The 15,240-nt window shown below is 35.4% G+C and carries 16 protein-coding genes; 10 read left to right on the top strand and 6 right to left on the bottom strand.

Features of this window, described 5'->3' with window-relative positions; all coding sequences use genetic code 11:
- Positions 1-315: 315 nt before the first annotated feature.
- The 4 genes from QNJ66_RS20265 to thiL form a co-directional block, all read right to left on the bottom strand.
- Positions 316-849, bottom strand: coding sequence for an LppP/LprE family lipoprotein (locus tag QNJ66_RS20265; RefSeq protein WP_300510201.1), 534 nt, complete (start codon positions 847-849; stop codon positions 316-318).
- 44 nt (positions 850-893) lie between these two features.
- Positions 894-1,556, bottom strand: coding sequence for an META and DUF4377 domain-containing protein (locus QNJ66_RS20260; protein WP_300510199.1), 663 nt, complete (start codon positions 1,554-1,556; stop codon positions 894-896).
- Positions 1,557-1,710: 154 nt separating this feature from the next.
- Positions 1,711-3,258 carry a glycine betaine ABC transporter substrate-binding protein gene (locus QNJ66_RS20255; protein WP_300510196.1) on the bottom strand — a complete coding sequence of 516 codons (1,548 nt, stop codon included), beginning with the start codon at positions 3,256-3,258 and terminating at the stop codon, positions 1,711-1,713.
- 46 nt (positions 3,259-3,304) lie between these two features.
- The gene (gene thiL / locus QNJ66_RS20250; protein WP_300510194.1) at positions 3,305-4,282 is read right to left on the bottom strand and encodes a thiamine-phosphate kinase; all 978 of its coding nucleotides are present in this window, start codon (positions 4,280-4,282) and stop codon (positions 3,305-3,307) included.
- A 137-nt stretch (positions 4,283-4,419) separates the two neighbouring features.
- Between thiL and cutA the strand changes: the two genes are divergently transcribed.
- The 6 genes from cutA (at position 4,420) to QNJ66_RS20220 (ending at position 8,542) form a co-directional block, all read left to right on the top strand.
- Entirely contained in the window at positions 4,420-4,740 is a 321-nt protein-coding gene (gene cutA, locus QNJ66_RS20245; RefSeq protein ID WP_300510192.1) for a divalent-cation tolerance protein CutA, read from the top strand.
- Positions 4,741-4,939: 199 nt separating this feature from the next.
- Entirely contained in the window at positions 4,940-6,151 is a 1,212-nt protein-coding gene (locus QNJ66_RS20240) for a glycosyltransferase family 4 protein (RefSeq protein ID WP_300510190.1), read from the top strand.
- Positions 6,152-6,221: 70 nt separating this feature from the next.
- Positions 6,222-6,395 carry a hypothetical protein gene (locus QNJ66_RS20235; protein WP_300510188.1) on the top strand — a complete coding sequence of 58 codons (174 nt, stop codon included), beginning with the start codon at positions 6,222-6,224 and terminating at the stop codon, positions 6,393-6,395.
- A 47-nt stretch (positions 6,396-6,442) separates the two neighbouring features.
- A complete protein-coding gene (locus QNJ66_RS20230; protein WP_300510186.1) occupies positions 6,443-7,495 on the top strand; it encodes a DUF3326 domain-containing protein in 1,053 nt (350 codons plus the stop codon).
- Positions 7,488-8,081, top strand: a complete 594-nt coding sequence (locus QNJ66_RS20225) for a CPBP family intramembrane glutamic endopeptidase (protein ID WP_300510184.1) — start codon at positions 7,488-7,490, stop codon at positions 8,079-8,081. Before QNJ66_RS20230 ends, QNJ66_RS20225 begins: the two co-directional genes overlap by 8 nt.
- Positions 8,082-8,092: 11 nt before the next feature.
- On the top strand, positions 8,093-8,542 hold the full coding sequence (locus QNJ66_RS20220) for a DUF3531 family protein (protein ID WP_300510182.1): 450 nt from the start codon (positions 8,093-8,095) through the stop codon (positions 8,540-8,542).
- A 109-nt stretch (positions 8,543-8,651) separates the two neighbouring features.
- Here the strand turns inward: QNJ66_RS20220 and QNJ66_RS20215 are convergent, their stop codons facing one another.
- The gene (locus QNJ66_RS20215; RefSeq protein ID WP_300510180.1) at positions 8,652-8,882 is read right to left on the bottom strand and encodes a hypothetical protein; all 231 of its coding nucleotides are present in this window, start codon (positions 8,880-8,882) and stop codon (positions 8,652-8,654) included.
- 127 nt (positions 8,883-9,009) lie between these two features.
- On the opposite strand from QNJ66_RS20215, the gene glcD reads away from it, so the two are divergent.
- The 3 genes from glcD to QNJ66_RS20200 all read left to right on the top strand — a co-directional run bounded on the left by glcD (position 9,010) and on the right by QNJ66_RS20200 (position 13,318).
- Positions 9,010-10,467 (top strand): glycolate oxidase subunit GlcD, encoded by a 1,458-nt coding sequence (gene glcD / locus QNJ66_RS20210; RefSeq protein ID WP_300510178.1) that lies wholly within the window; start codon positions 9,010-9,012, stop codon positions 10,465-10,467.
- 298 nt (positions 10,468-10,765) lie between these two features.
- Positions 10,766-11,752 (top strand): permease, encoded by a 987-nt coding sequence (locus QNJ66_RS20205; RefSeq protein ID WP_300510175.1) that lies wholly within the window; start codon positions 10,766-10,768, stop codon positions 11,750-11,752.
- Positions 11,753-12,046: 294 nt separating this feature from the next.
- Complete coding sequence (locus tag QNJ66_RS20200; RefSeq protein ID WP_300510173.1) at positions 12,047-13,318, top strand: hypothetical protein; 1,272 nt, start codon at positions 12,047-12,049, stop codon at positions 13,316-13,318.
- Here QNJ66_RS20200 and QNJ66_RS20195 read toward each other — a convergent pair.
- The gene (locus QNJ66_RS20195; RefSeq protein WP_300510171.1) at positions 13,286-14,656 is read right to left on the bottom strand and encodes a transposase; all 1,371 of its coding nucleotides are present in this window, start codon (positions 14,654-14,656) and stop codon (positions 13,286-13,288) included. The genes QNJ66_RS20200 and QNJ66_RS20195 overlap by 33 nt on opposite strands.
- Before the next feature lie 65 nt (positions 14,657-14,721).
- Here QNJ66_RS20195 and tnpA point away from each other — a divergent pair, with 65 nt between their 5' ends.
- Positions 14,722-15,153, top strand: a complete 432-nt coding sequence (tnpA, locus tag QNJ66_RS20190) for an IS200/IS605 family transposase (RefSeq protein WP_300510170.1) — start codon at positions 14,722-14,724, stop codon at positions 15,151-15,153.
- Positions 15,154-15,240: the final 87 nt, after the last annotated feature.

Raw genomic sequence — 15,240 nt, 5'->3', positions numbered from 1 at the left:
TCTCCCAGTTTCCCAGTCTCCCAGTCTCCCAGTCTCCCCATTGGGAAGTGTGGAATGTCTAACCCAGATTTTTTTTGTCAAGGGGTTGTTGACAAGATTTAACATTCTTGTTACATTAGTTAACACAGGGACAATAAACAAAATTTTAATTTATATCTTCTTTGTTTGTAGTCTAAAATCGTGTAATTTCTGTATCTCCCATTGATATTGAGTTCTCCTAGAGTACCTCGGCGATGTGCCGAGGTTTTTTGTTGGCATGACACTAGAAGCCTAAATTGTTATTTCGAGGTACTAATAATCTCTTTAATATCATTATCAGGAGTTATCTAATAATCTAACAGGACTTAAAAGAGGTTGAGCGTTTTTCGGTTCAATTTTAAATGATAGTCTACTGATTGCAGAAGGACAACATAAGGGATCATTGTTATCATAACGCTTATATTCTACTAATAAATCAGAAGAATTATTGAGGAAAATGCGAGAAATATCTCCATCGGTTCGAGAGTTCATAGGTTGAGGGGATAAGGTTCCCGCAAACTGTTCTCCGACAAATACAAATGCTTGATATCCCAACGGACGACACATTCCATCGACTCCACTCATAGCAGTGATCACAATGGTTTCATTATATATTTGTTGAGGTCCAAATAATTCCCAACCTGCTTTAATAATAGATCGTTCTTGAGGTGTTTTTGCTTCTCTGATTTGATTTTTGCATCTATCAACAGTGGGAAGGTCTGCATCAATTTTGGGTGCATTAGGAATCATTTTTCCGATGTCATTCCAGTTTTTTAGTTCCTTATCTAGCCATATTTTAGTCCTCTCTTTGACTCTTTCTTTACTAAGCATTTCAATCAGTGACCACTGAATACTACTACTATCAGCAGGAGGGTTTAATTTTTTTTTTGAGCAATTTTTAACTGATAAAAATATCCAGGTTCATAGTTGAATCCTTCAATAGTTCCATAAAAAAATGTCCAATCATCTTCTAAATTTTCTTTTATTTGTAAGCATTTTTGAGGCGCAACACCAACACAATTTACAGTTTCAGGAGCAATGTAAACTGTTTTTTCTAGCATTTTACTGTTATCATCACTTATATTTTTGAAGGTCATTATGCCAATTTCTTTTTGCTTAATATAAGCAATTTGTAATTTTCCATCGCTATTAATACTATAAATTTTTGCCCCTTCTAAAGCTGATAAAAATGTCATTTCTTGGTTCATTATTTCTTCTGGACAAGCCATCCGAGTCGAAGCAATTAAACCAACTTTTATGGCATTTTCTTGTACTGCATATCCTGCTGTGTAACGGTTACAACTTCCACTTCCTGATAGTCTATCTTTTTCAAACATAATGGTAGAGTTTTCTTTAGTTAATAGTTGCTTTTCTGTCCAACTTACTAACTGCCATTCTGTTTCAAGTAAAGGGTTACTTATTGAATCTGAGGGAGTCTCATTAGCGATCGCTCTCATAGATTGTCCCCAAGAAACTAGGGCAATTGATATGAATGTTACTCCTTGAATTATTTTTTTGATTCTATGTTTGCTATTCATTTTGTTCCTCACAAAGTTATCAATTAATTAATTTTTACAACATTCGTAATTATAACATATAGCAATTATGAATGATTTATGAGAGATGATTATTATTTATTTCCTGTTACCTGTTACCTGTTCCCTTGTACTCAAATTTAATTATTACAACTGATTAATGATTGCTATTAAAATTTTTCTTGCTTAAAAAATACTCAACAACTTCAGTAACTGACTGTTTTTCATGATCAACAAGATAGTTAAGCTGTCGTATTTCTTCTGAGGAGATTTGTCCTGATAGTTCTTGTAAAATTGTAGTTAGATTGGGATGTTGTTTTAATGTTGCTTGATTAAACACAGGAACTGGTTCATAAGGGGAAAAAAATTTCTTATCATCTTTTAGCCTATATAAATCAAGAACATCAATCAATCCATCTGTAGAAAATCCTGCTACTAAATCTACATTTTTCTTGGCTAAAGCGCGATACATTAAACCTAATTCCATTGTTTTTGGTTGCTGAGCAAATTGTAAATTATAGGTATTAGAAAGTCCAGGATAACCGTCTTCTCTCGCTAAAAATTCATAACTAAACCCTGCTGTCCATTTGGGAGTATATTTAGCTACGTCTGAAATAGTTTCTAGATTATACTGTTTAGCATCTTCTGACCTAACTAAAATGGCGTATTGATTATTAAATCCGAGAGATGGCATTACTTCTAATTGAAATTCTTGATTATAAATTTTCTTTACTTCTTGATAAACAAGATGAGAATTATTAATAGATTTTTTCTTCAAAATAGCAGTAAAAGCTGTTCCAGTATATTCGACATAACCATCTATTTTTTTTGATTTAACTGCTTCATGGCAAATAAAAGTACCTCCTAAATTAAAGCGACGATCAACCTTCAAATCGCTATTATGTTCAATCTGTTGGGCTACAATTTCTCCTAAAATTACTTGTTCAGTGAAATTTTTTGAACCGATAATAATCTTACGTTGCGATTGATTAATCAGACCGAAAATAATAAATATCAAGGAAACAATGATCACTAAAATTATAAAATATGTTTGTTTATTCCTGTGCTTATTAGCATCTATTTGGGTCAAATTATTCTCTAAGGAACCTAGTCCCCAATCTACCAATAAAGCAATAATTGCTGAGGGAATAGCACCAGCTAAAATTGTAGTATTATCAACAGTAGAAAGTCCCCTAAAAATAAATACTCCTAACCCTCCTCCTCCTATGGCTGCTGCAATGGTGGCAATACCAACACAAATAACAGAGGCAATTCTTACACCTCCTAAAATCACTTTTAATGCCAGAGGTAACTCAATAAACAACAAAATTTTGAGAGGAGTCAATCCTAAAGATTTTCCTGCTTCTTTTACTCCTTTTTTAATCTGAGTAATACCAATGTAAGTATTTTTTATAATCGGTAGTAAAGCATATAAAATTAAAGCAATAATAGCAGGTCTTTTACCAATTCCACCGACCAAGGGAACAGTAATTAAAAAACCAAATAAAGCTAAACTAGGAACAGTTTGTACTCCATTCGTCACTAATAAAATGGGATTAGCTAATTTTGGATAGCGACTCATTATAATACCCAGAGGAATACCAATCCCAGTGGCAACTATCATTGCTATTAATACTAAAGTTAGATGTTCTCCTGTTCTTAGTAAAATAACCGATGTGGGCGGAATTGAAAGTAATAAATTCATTATTATATCTATTATTATTAATGTTTTTAATAAATTAAAACCCTTATTAAAAATGCTGAAAAGTCTCACCAAAATTCAAGTATTCTTGTTTCTCACCATCCATTAATATTACTGATTTTTCTTCAACAATTTTGCCAATAATTTTCGCTTCTTCTCCCACTATTTCAACCAGTCTCTTCGCCTTTTCTTCGGCTAAACATAACACTAATTCAAAATCTTCTCCCCCATATAATACCCAATTTAAAGCTTGCTCTGCACCAAACCACTGTGATATCATCGATATTGAAGGTAAGCTGGATAAATCTATCTGTGCGCCAACACCACTCAAAGCACAGATTTGCAGCACAGCATCCCCCAAACCGTCACTACTGTCCATCCCTGTAATTACAGTTGTTTCCATCATCTCCCAGAGGTGAGTAAGTAGGTCTAAACAAGGTTGAGGGTATTGATGGGCAGAAATGAGTTTATTTCGCTGTTGTTGAGTGAGATGAGTTCCTAAACTGGGATTGAGTAATAATTCTAATCCTCCCCGTGACATCCCATGAACTCCGGTCACCACAATCACCTCTCCAGGTTGAGCCGTAGAACGTTTAATAACATGATTAGGATTAACTTGACCCAAAGCTGTGATGCTAATGGTTGTTAAGCGAGAACGACAGATATCCCCCCCAACTATCGGTGTATCATATCCAGCTAAGAGACTGGTCATGCCTTGATACATTTGTTCCACCCAGTTTACAGAAAGTTCTCCGTGTAAAGCTAAGCCAACAGTAACGGCCAGGGGACTAGCTCCCATTGCAGCCAAGTCAGAGAGATTAGCCGCGATCGCACGCCAACCAACAGAGTGAGGTGGAGTAGTAATATCGCTAAAATGTACCCCATCCACTAAAACATCGGTGGTTACGACTAACTGTTTCTGTGCATCAAGGGACAAAACAGCAGCATCGTCCCCAATTATATCATGGGGACAAAAAGATTGTAATTTTTTGAGTAATCCTTGTTCCCCAATATCCTTAATTTTCATCGTTTATTACCTAAAAAAAGTTTTGAGATTATGCAATTAATTTTAGAATATGTCGTTTAAATGCGTGTTAGCTTAGTCTGCTTGTGTTACAGTGTTCACAACTCAAATATAAACACTATAGAGAAAAAATAGAATTTATGTCTTCACAATTTATTGTTATGATAACAACCACACCAAACAAGGAAAATGCCAATAAAATTGCTCAAACCTTGTTAGCTAAAAAATTAGCAGGTTGTGTGCAAATTATTGGCCCTATTAGTAGTCATTATTATTGGGAAAATGAACTATGTCAAGATGAAGAGTATATCTGTTTAATCAAAAGTAGTCAACAATATTATCAGACCCTAGAAAATACCATAAAAGAGATTCATCCTTATGAAGTTCCTGAAATTATTAGTTTACCTATTCAACAAGGAAGTGAAGGTTATTTAAGTTGGTTGAATCAGCAACTTAAATAATAGAAATAAAGCAAAACTATAGCAGTTACCATACTTGCGAAGTACACGGTTTTCTAGTTTTAGGAGTTCGTAGTTCTGAAGCGCGATATTAAGTGTACATATTGAGTCCGAGAAACGCTATATTTGAGTTATTATTTTACCATCTCAAAGAAAATTATTGCTTTGCAAAAAAAACTAAACCAAGATAAAAATTAATATTATGAATATAATTAAATCTAATCGTAAACTGAATATTTCTCTAATTGTAAGTGATTTATCCAGTAAAGGTGCAGGTCGTTGGGGAGGGGCTATCAGACCCTTTTTATTAACACAAGCTTTACAAAAATTAGGACATAACGTCAAAATTTTTGGCATCGCTTATGAGGAAAATGGGTTAGCAGAATTACCCAAAGATTTACCCATAACTTCTATTCCTTGTCCTTATTATGCAAAATTTGGGGGAACGTGGCGATCGCTGAAACAATTATTACCTAAAATTGACGGAGATATACTCTACGCTGTTAAATTAAAACCCAGTAGTTATGGTATTGCCTTGCTCAAAAAATACTTAAGTAATCGTCCTTTAATTGTCGATATTGATGATTGGGAAATGAGTTGGTTTGGAGGAGATGGTTGGCGATATAATTTTACTCCTAAAAAGTTCATCGAGGACTTATTTAAAGGTGATGCACCTTTACAACATCCTGATCATCCTTTCTACTTACAAAAGATAGAAAAATTAGCTTCTTTAGCAGATAAAATAACCCTACACACCCAATTTATTCAACAACGTTTTGGAGGATTTTATATTCCTAATGGTAAAGATACAGACTTATTTGATCCCCAGAAATATGACACCCAAAAAAGTCGTCAAAAATACAACTTAGAAAAATATAAAATTATTATGTTTCCTGGCGCACCACGTCCATATAAAGGTGTAGAAGACATTTTAATAGCCTTAGATAAACTTAATAATCCAGAATTAAAATTAGTAATTGTTGGCGGAAGTCCCTACGATAACTATGACAAAAAACTTCAAGAAACATGGGGAAAGTGGTTAATTCAACTACCAAAATCTCCAGTTAACGCCATGCCAGAAATTGTGTCCACTGCTCATTTAGTAGTAGTTCCCCAACAAGATACACCAGCGACACAAGCTCAGTTTCCCTTAAAATTAACCGATGGAATGGCCATGGCCAAACCTATTTTAGCCACAAAGGTAGGGGATATTCCCAAAATTTTAGGAGATACTGGATACTTAGTTGACCCCAGTTCCCCTGAACAATTAGCTAATAAAATAGACTGGATTTTTAATCATTTAGAAGAGGCACAAACAAAAGGTAAAAAAGCCAGAGAAAGATGTATTAAATCCTATAGTTTAGACTCAATGGCTACTATTTTATCTCAAGTTTTAGAACCATTTAGTTGTTAACTAAGATTGTCTTCTGTTGGCTAAGGTGATAGAGTGATTAATATGTGTCAGTTGTTAGGTAAAACAAATTATGACAACCCATTTTATCGAAGCAGAAATCGATCTTCAAGAAACCCCTCTCACTGTCAAACAAGTAGAGGAAACTCTGCAACAACAAGGGGAACCCCTACGCTGGGCCATTACCGAAGTAGATAAGGAGAAAGAAACTGCCAAAGTAGAAGCCATTGTTACCAGTAAACAGTGATACAGTGAGCAGTGAGCGGTAACTGAGTAACTTGTAAATGATAAACAATGATTAATCGTCCTTATACCGCCGTATTAATCGTTCCTACGGGTATTGGTGCTGCTATTGGTGGTTATGCAGGAGATGCTTTACCCGTAGCTAAAGTTATGGCTAAAGTATGCGATCGCCTAATTACTCACCCTAACGTCTTAAATGGGGCGCAACTGTATTGGCCCCTAGACAATGTTTTCTACGTAGAAGGGTACGGTTTAGATCGCTTTGCCCAAGGAAGATGGGGACTGAAACCCGTCCATCAAAACCGAGTCGGCTTAATTTTGGATCGAGGTATCGAACCCGAATTAAGAACCCGTCATATTCAAGCAGCAGATGCCACTAGAGCGACTCTAGGACTGACTTTAACCGATTATGTAGTAACGGACACACCTTTAGAAGTAGAACTGCGTACAGCCGATTCTGGAGCCAGTTGGGGAACCATTGGCCACCCCGAAAGTTTACTGAGGGCAGCAGACAAGTTGATCAGCCAAAGTAAAGCAGAGGCCATCGCAGTTGTGGCCAGGTTCCCCGATGACATAGATAGTCTCGTCTTAGATAACTATCGTCACGGCCAAGGGGTCGATCCCTTAGCCGGTGCAGAAGCAGTCATTTCTCACCTGATTGTCCGTGAATTTGCCCTTCCCTGCGCCCATGCGCCGGCCTTAGAACCCTTACCAGTGGATGAAGAAATTTCCCCTCGGTCCGCAGCAGAAGAGTTAGGCTACACATTTTTACCCTGTGTATTAGTAGGGTTAAGTCGTGCGCCCCAGTTTGTCAGCCAACCCCAAACCAATAGTATCTGGGCCGATGAAGTGGATGCAGTGGTGATTCCTCATACCGCTTGTGGTGGTAGTGCGATCCTCAGTTTTAGTGGAGCAAATACCCGTATTATCACCGTTAAAGACAATACAACTGCCCTCAATGTTACCCCTGAAGACTTAGGAATGGAGGTAATTGCGGTAAACTCATATTTAGAGGCGTTGGGTGTGTTGGTGGCCCATAAAGCCGGCATTAGTATTGATCCCTTACGTCCTATTATTTCCTCTCTTTCTCAAGCCTGTGACTAATCCCAATTCTTTTGATATGGAACCGTTAACCCGCACCCAAATTTTAGTGGTGATGGGAGTAACTGCAATTATCTTATTAATCATCGCTAAACTATGGCAATATTTTGGCTCTGTTGCTTTAATAAAGATTGAATTTTCTACCGATGGACTACTCTATGGGGCTGCTTTAGCCGCTATAATTATTATTGCTAGTAGTATTGTTTATCGTTTGTGGCCGGCTTATAGTCAAAGTGCAGATGCTTACCTACAATTAGTGTTAAAACCCTTAGTTTGGCCTGATTTAATTTGGTTAGGTTTATTACCCGGTCTCAGTGAAGAATTATTGTTTCGTGGGGTGATGTTACCGGCTTTAGGATACGATTTCTTCGCACTAATTTTATCTAGTTTAGTTTTTGGGGTCTTGCATTTAAGTGGTTCCCAACAATGGCCTTATGTGGTTTGGGCAACTATTGTCGGGTTTGCTCTTGGTTATAGTGCTTTAATGACTGATAATTTATTGGTTCCTATTACGGCCCATATTATTACAAATTGGATGTCCAGTGCGCTCTGGAAGTTTAATAATAGAAATAGTGATGTTAGTTCTTAGTTAATGGTCTTATGGAAGTTCAATTTAGAGAGTTTAATCCTTTTAATGTTTGGATTTGGTTGGAGTTTGAAACGATTCCTGCTCCTATGGAAAAACAGTATTTAGAAGAGGTATTTAATTCCTGGTTTTATTTAGGTAAACTGGGGGGGTTTAATGCCGAAAATCTTCAGGTTCAAGATATGGGAGTAGAAATTAGTTATATGGATTATAACACTAAAGTATCCGATGAAATGATGATGGCTCCCATGCACAATATGGCTGAATTTGAATACGAAGGAGTTTGGGGTCGTTGTTGGTTTGATCTGGGAACCAGTGATTTAATTGCCCTCGATGTTTTAATCAATTCTTTAACTCAATTAAGTCAAGAATTAGTTGTTATTAAAAAATTAATTATTGGCGGAGAAAATGAAGATTGGCCGATTTCTAATAAGCGAGAAGCTATGTTTGCCGAGGATAATTAATTAAACTGTAAGCAGTTAAATCACTCCGCAGTTACTGACGGGGAGATGGGGTGACGGGGTGACGGGGTGAGGCTTTTACTATTTGTTGGCTAACTTCTCAATACGTCGTTTAAATGCGTGTTAGCTTAATATAAGCATCCTGCTTGTTAAATGGTTGATCTAGATATTTTAATGCTTCTTTTTTAGACAAGGTTTCATCATTTTCCACTTCTTCTATAAGTTTTCCTAGTCCATAATCTTCCATGATTTCTTCTATTTTTGCAAATTCAGCAATTGGAATCTGCACTGCGATCGGATTATTATTTTGATCTAAGACATAATGCTTATTAATTTTCAACATCTAGTTATCTCCTAATTTTTGTCTATGATATTAATATTTTAAACCGAAATCAACTAAAATAACTTGATTTAATACCTGAAAGGCAACACATCAGCTACAATAAAATATAAGAATTAATTATAACCCCATGTTATTAAATCGGATTTTAAACAAGACAGATCAAAAATGGCGACCAATTATCAAAGCTTTAGAAGCAGCGATCGGTAAAGATGGGGTCATTCGTCGCAAAGAAGAATTGTTGACCTACGAATGCGACGGTTTAACCGCTTACCGTCAACGTCCGGCCATTGTAGTGTTACCTCGCACCACAGAAGAGGTGGCCGCTGCTGTTAAAATCTGTCATGACAATCAAATCCCTTGGGTGGCCAGAGGTGCCGGAACGGGACTATCTGGAGGTGCGTTACCAGTAGAAGATTGCGTGTTAATTGTAACAGCGCGCATGAAACAAATTCTTGACATTGACTTAGAAAATCAACGGGTGACGGTACAACCTGGTGTTATTAATAATTGGGTAACCCAAGCAGTTAGTGGAGCCGGTTTTTATTATGCTCCTGATCCTTCTAGTCAAATTATCTGTTCTATTGGTGGTAATGTAGCAGAAAATTCTGGTGGGGTTCACTGTTTAAAATATGGGGTAACAACCAATCACGTTTTAGGCTTAAAATTAGTTATTCCTGATGGTTCAATTATCGAAGTTGGTAGTAGTATTCCTGAAATGCCAGGTTATGACTTAACCGGGTTATTTGTGGGTTCAGAAGGAACGTTAGGCATAGCAACAGAAGTCACTTTAAAAATTCTCAAAACCCCTGAAACTATTTGTGTGGTATTAGCGGATTTCACTACAGTTGAATCTGCGGGTCAAGCTGTGGCTGATATTATTAGTTCTGGTATCATTCCTGCCGGTATGGAAATTATGGATAATTTCTCCATTAATGCGGTAGAAGATACAGTTAAAACCAATTGTTATCCACGGGATGCAGCAGCGATTTTATTAGTAGAATTAGATGGATTACCAGTTGAAGTGGCAGCTTATAAGGATAAAGTTGCTGATATTTGTCGTCAAAATGGTTCGAGAGAAATTACAACAGCAAACGACCCCGAAACCCGTTTAAAACTTTGGAAAGGAAGAAAAGCTGCCTTCGCTGCTGCTGGTAATATTAGTCCTGATTATTTTGTTCAAGATGGTGTAGTTCCCCGTACACAACTGGCCACTGTTCTGGAAAAAATTGACCAGTTAGGAGCAAAATATGGTTATAGTATTGCCAATGTTTTTCATGCAGGAGATGGTAATTTACATCCTTTAATTTTGTATGATAATTCGGTTCCTGGACAATGGGAAGAAGTAGAAGAATTAGGGGGAGAAATTCTCAAATTATGTGTAGAATTAGGAGGCAGTCTATCAGGAGAACATGGTATTGGTTCCGATAAAAATGAATATATGTCTTATATGTTTAACGAAATAGACATAGAAACTATGCAATGGGTAAGAAAAGTGTTTAACCCCGATAATTTAGCCAACCCAGGTAAACTTTTTCCCACTCCTCGAACCTGTGGAGAAGCAGCAAATGCTAAAAAATCTACTTGACATTTGGTTGAAAAAGTGCATTATATTGTTCCCTGAGTTGTTCATAGACATCAGAGTTGAGAGATAGTTAATTCAAGAAAAAATGAGACAAAATCTACCCCGTTTCTTGTTAGCATAGTGAGCAAGATGCTCAAATTACTCTGTCTCAAATTTATTTGAAACAACTATACATTAGCGTCTTAGTTTCCCTCCTGGGAGAGTTTAGGGGTGGGTAGAGTTGTGGGTGGGTTAAAGATGGGTAGAGTTGGGGTAGGGTTAGGGTAGGATAGAGTGGGTTAACTTCTAACTTCTTTTAAATATGTCTCAACTGAATTATATCTATACCTTATTTGTCAGTAACCTGTTAATTTCTTTACCTTTTCTTCTTATTGGTATTGTTATATCCAGTATTTTATTAGTGTTTATTGACGAACATCAATTAGTTGCTAAATTACCCCGTACTCGTATTTTAGCAGTTATTATTGGTAGTAGTTTAGGCTTTTTGCTTCCAGTAGGACAATACGGTAATCTTCCCATAGTAAGACGATTATTTTTACAGGGTTTTTCTATTCCTTTATGTATTAGTTTTTTGATCGCTTCTCCTACTGTTAATCCTTTTGTTATTAGTAACAGTTGGCAAGTTTTGGGAGATCATCCTACGTTAGTATTTTTAAGAATTTTAGGAGTTTGGTTAATTAGTATTATAGTGGGTTTAATTTTTAGTGCTTATTCAGAAGAATCCATAGTAGTAGATGAGTCATCTTCTGTGCTAAAAAGTCGTTCTACTCTGGTTCATTCTGGCACTATTATATCAGGTTTAGAGGCTTTTAAGCCCCTTCACCGTGCAGGTAATTTAGTATATGAATCTCAGGGTAATGTTAGAACTTCTGTGGGGATATGGCAACAACTATCTTTATTTTTGGATAATATAATTCGAGAGTTTATTGAATTAGGAAGTTTTCTTGTAGTGGGAATTGCTATTTCTACAGCTTGTCAATTTTTTCTCCCTCAAGCACAACTTTTACAATGGGGTGAAACTCCTTTAAATCAACTATTAATTATGATAGTCTTTGGTTTACTATTATCTCTTAATTCTCTCAATTCTGCTTATTTTTTAACTCCTATTTTATCTTCTATTTTATATGGTTCTGGTTTAGTATTTTTATTATTAAATTCTTTGTTTAATATTTCTAGTTTAATTTTATTGTTGGGTATAATACGGATTAAGTTTGCTAGTTATATCATTATTTTAACAGCACAATTAATTTTAGTTGTGGGTTTATTGCTTAACTTTTATATTAGTTAATGAGCAAAAAATGAATCTATTTTGACAATAAAATCCTGATACTAAATCGGCCTGTAATTGTCAAAAAAATAGCTCCTCTTTGTAGCATAAAATATTTTTGTAAGAGGTTTATTATTGCGATGCTGCACTAGAATCATCTCATTTTTCCAGTAATTCGCTAATTTCCATCAATATTGATTGATTACAAATTCTTTTTGGTAATGTTTTGGATATTTCTCAATGGTAAATTATTCAAACGAGAAATCTTATTATTTCGCTATAATAAGGCAAAAGAGTTAACGATTATCTGATGGAATGAAACGACTTTTAACCGCTTCTGTCTTGGGTATTGCTGGTACAGTAGGCAGTGTATTATTATCAACCATTGAAACTCCTGCTTTAGCAACTTTACTGTTAGCAGGGGGAGTCAATTCTTTGGTGGGTGTATTGGGAGGGGTTATTGCTAATGATGGCAGTGTGGTATGGGATAAAATTGGGGAAAAATTACAAGATAATGACACAATTCTACAAAATAATGATTTAAAAAAAGCAGTAGGAATTGCGATCGCTGCTATTATTGCACAAACAGCGAAGGATGAAAATAAAGTTAATCTTGCTTATAAACCTCATATTAAAAAGTTAGGAAAATATACGGTTGATAACTGGGTAAAACTTTGCAGTGAGGGAATTATATCTTTAGATGAAGCAAGTTTGATACTAATACAAGAACATAATTTATCTTGTTTAATGTTACAAACATCCGATGATGTAAAATATTCACGGGTATTTAATACTGATCAAATTAAGGATAAGAAAATTTGGGGAAATTTAGTACAAGTAATTATTGAAAACAGCAAAATATTATCTGAATTAGAAACTATAGAAGAAGAAGAAATAGTAATTAATAAGATTATTTATAATCTCGCAGAGGCTTTATCAAATAACTTTTTAAAAGCATTTAGGGAAGTATTAAAGGAAGATTTTGCTAATGGGGGAAAAGCATTTGCAGGGTTTACTATGGATATGTTTAAAGAGTTACAACAGGGAATAAATGAAGGTAATAACTTAATTTTAGAAAAATTGAATAATTTAAGTATTAATAACTCAGGAGAAAATAGTAACTTATTAACAGAGTTGGCTAAATTATATGATTGTACAGTAGAAAATAAGGAAGAAATTAAAAATAATCTTAATGGTGAATTCAGTAAAATTGATCAACAATTAACTGCATTACAATCTAATAATACAGAAGCTTTTATAAAATTAGGTAATCAAATTCATTCAGGGTTTGAGAATATTCGAGAATTATTAAAGGATATTGATGTTAAATTAGATGAGTTATTCGGTATTGTTAAATTCGGGTTTCAACGTAGTGAGGCCAATCAAGAAGACATTAAAGACAAAACAGGAGAAATTTTAAAGACAGTTAAAAAATTAGAAGCACAACAGTTAATAAGTCAACAAAATACTGCTCCTAGTTTATTAATAACAGGAGATCCACCAAAAGCGATCGCAAATTGGCAAGGTAGAATAAAAGAATTAGAAACTAATGAACTACCCCAACTTTTGAGAAGTTGGGGTTTCTAAAGACCCCAAACTTTTCTTATGTTGTTGAGATTTTTGTCGCTTCATCTCCCCAAGTTGCTTCATAGAGCCAGTATGTTTACGAGTCCGAGAAGTAGAGCTTATGAGATCCACGATTTCGAGGTGAGTTCCTAACCCCGGTTGCTGATAGGTAGCAACATTATACATGACCATCACACTGGATTTATCTCGTCCATTTTCAAAGTTGCAATGATTACAGACATGATAACGATTGGATAAATTAGCCCAATCTTTGTGAACAGTTCCACAGTTCGGACAACGTTGTGAAGGTTTAATTTTCCTGGTAGGAAGAAATAAAGCTAACCCACCTTTGGCTTCAACTTTATAGGTAATCATTTTATTAAGAGTGCCAAAACCTACATCTAAAATTGACTTATTAAGTCCAGCTTTCTGACGCTTTCTTTTACTACCTGCTTTAGCCTTACGAGTCATCTTTTTAGTTTCTAACTTCTCCGTAACTACGATGTCATAACGACGAGAAATATCTGTAGTTACTTGATGTTGCCAATTTTTTCTTTGTGCAGCCACTTTTCTTTGAAGTTTAGAAACTTGCTTTCTAGCTTTCTTCCAACGTTTAGAAGCTTTAATTTTTTTCTTGTAGTTAGGACATCTTTTCCTCCTTAGTTTTTTTGATGCCGACTTAATCTTTTTTTCAGCCGCCCTAGTAAATCTTTGATTTTCTATTTCTAGAAACTCTTGTCCATTGTAGGCCGTCAAAGCCGTTTCAGTTCCTAAATCAATAGATAAAATTGATTGATATGTAAGGTCACTATCCGACCCAAATTTTTGCTCAGAAACTTGAACATTGACGGTAAAACTCGCAAACCATTGATTGAGATAAGGCTTATAAATAATGGTCAAAGTTGTGGGAGTTCCCCATTGTTTAGCTTGCCCTCTCATTCTAATAGTTATGCCTAAATCTCTCAAACGAACTTGCCCATGTTTACCCTCAGTTAAAGCCTCCCATCCACTATGACCTGGATAAGTCCAACCTGAATAATTCCCAATCGATTTGAACTTTGGTTTTTGAGATAAACCTTTGATAAATCGATTGTAACTTAAGTCCACCCTTTTAAGAGTAGCTTGTAAGGTTTGAGAGTTTAGTTCTTGATACTCTGGCCAGCATTCTTTGAAAGCAGGTAAAGCATTTTGTTGTTGAAGATAAGTGACAGATTTTGAAAAATAGTGATAGTCAGTTTTCCTTTGAGAAATAGCTGCGTTATAAAGATAACAATGCAACCGCCTGGCCTCAAATAGCTTTGACGTTTGAGACTTATTAGGATATAGTCGAAATGTATATCGTCTAACAACAGTAGGCATTATAACTATTAATTGCTATTCTCTCGCTCTAAGACTTAGTATAATTATATCACTATAATCCCAAAATGCAACACACTGAACTTAGGAAAATTTCTCATGCAGTTTTCTCTATTCATTTACATATCGTGTTTGTTACGAAATATAGACGAAACGTATTAACCCAAGAGATGTTAGATGATATAAAAGAAATATTTAATCGAGTCTTAGAAAAAAATAATAGTTATCTACTGGAATGTAATTTAGAACCTGACCATGTTCATCTATTAGTTGACTTACATCCTGATAATAATATCTCTAATTTAGTTGCTGCTCTCAAATCAGCTAGTAGTCGTATTCTAAGGAACAAATATTCTGAACATATTTCTCATTTCTACTGGGGAAAGCGAGCCAAATTATGGCATGATTCTAAATGTATAATTTCTTGTGGTGGCGCACCGTTAGAAGTGGTCAAAGAATATATCAAAAACCAGTCAGGAGGGTTAGAAACTAAGAAATAAGGATGCTTCGCAGTTTTATATGTTGGTCGGGCATTCATCCCTAAGTTATGGAACGTTAGGGAATTCTGCCCGACATTCGGTTAAAAA

Source organism: Crocosphaera sp., assembly GCF_030064895.1.
GTDB lineage: Bacteria > Cyanobacteriota > Cyanobacteriia > Cyanobacteriales > Microcystaceae > Crocosphaera.
This window is presented reverse-complemented; position numbering and strand designations above follow the sequence as displayed.

What these genes read in the sequence shown, in the direction of transcription:
- QNJ66_RS20220 (WP_300510182.1), top strand. Translation starts at nt 8,093, where the DNA reads ATGGAAGTTCAATTTAGAGAGTTTAATCCTTTTAATGTTTGGATTTGG.
- thiL (WP_300510194.1), bottom strand. Translation starts at nt 4,282, where the DNA reads ATGAAAATTAAGGATATTGGGGAACAAGGATTACTCAAAAAATTACAA.
- QNJ66_RS20255 (WP_300510196.1), bottom strand. Translation starts at nt 3,258, where the DNA reads ATGAATTTATTACTTTCAATTCCGCCCACATCGGTTATTTTACTAAGA.
- QNJ66_RS20265 (WP_300510201.1), bottom strand. Translation starts at nt 849, where the DNA reads ATGCTTAGTAAAGAAAGAGTCAAAGAGAGGACTAAAATATGGCTAGAT.
- QNJ66_RS20200 (WP_300510173.1), top strand. Translation starts at nt 12,047, where the DNA reads ATGAAACGACTTTTAACCGCTTCTGTCTTGGGTATTGCTGGTACAGTA.
- QNJ66_RS20240 (WP_300510190.1), top strand. Translation starts at nt 4,940, where the DNA reads ATGAATATAATTAAATCTAATCGTAAACTGAATATTTCTCTAATTGTA.
- QNJ66_RS20215 (WP_300510180.1), bottom strand. Translation starts at nt 8,882, where the DNA reads ATGTTGAAAATTAATAAGCATTATGTCTTAGATCAAAATAATAATCCG.
- tnpA (WP_300510170.1), top strand. Translation starts at nt 14,722, where the DNA reads ATGCAACACACTGAACTTAGGAAAATTTCTCATGCAGTTTTCTCTATT.
- QNJ66_RS20195 (WP_300510171.1), bottom strand. Translation starts at nt 14,656, where the DNA reads ATGCCTACTGTTGTTAGACGATATACATTTCGACTATATCCTAATAAG.
- QNJ66_RS20260 (WP_300510199.1), bottom strand. Translation starts at nt 1,556, where the DNA reads ATGAATAGCAAACATAGAATCAAAAAAATAATTCAAGGAGTAACATTC.
- QNJ66_RS20205 (WP_300510175.1), top strand. Translation starts at nt 10,766, where the DNA reads ATGTCTCAACTGAATTATATCTATACCTTATTTGTCAGTAACCTGTTA.
- QNJ66_RS20235 (WP_300510188.1), top strand. Translation starts at nt 6,222, where the DNA reads ATGACAACCCATTTTATCGAAGCAGAAATCGATCTTCAAGAAACCCCT.
- glcD (WP_300510178.1), top strand. Translation starts at nt 9,010, where the DNA reads ATGTTATTAAATCGGATTTTAAACAAGACAGATCAAAAATGGCGACCA.
- QNJ66_RS20230 (WP_300510186.1), top strand. Translation starts at nt 6,443, where the DNA reads ATGATTAATCGTCCTTATACCGCCGTATTAATCGTTCCTACGGGTATT.
- cutA (WP_300510192.1), top strand. Translation starts at nt 4,420, where the DNA reads ATGTCTTCACAATTTATTGTTATGATAACAACCACACCAAACAAGGAA.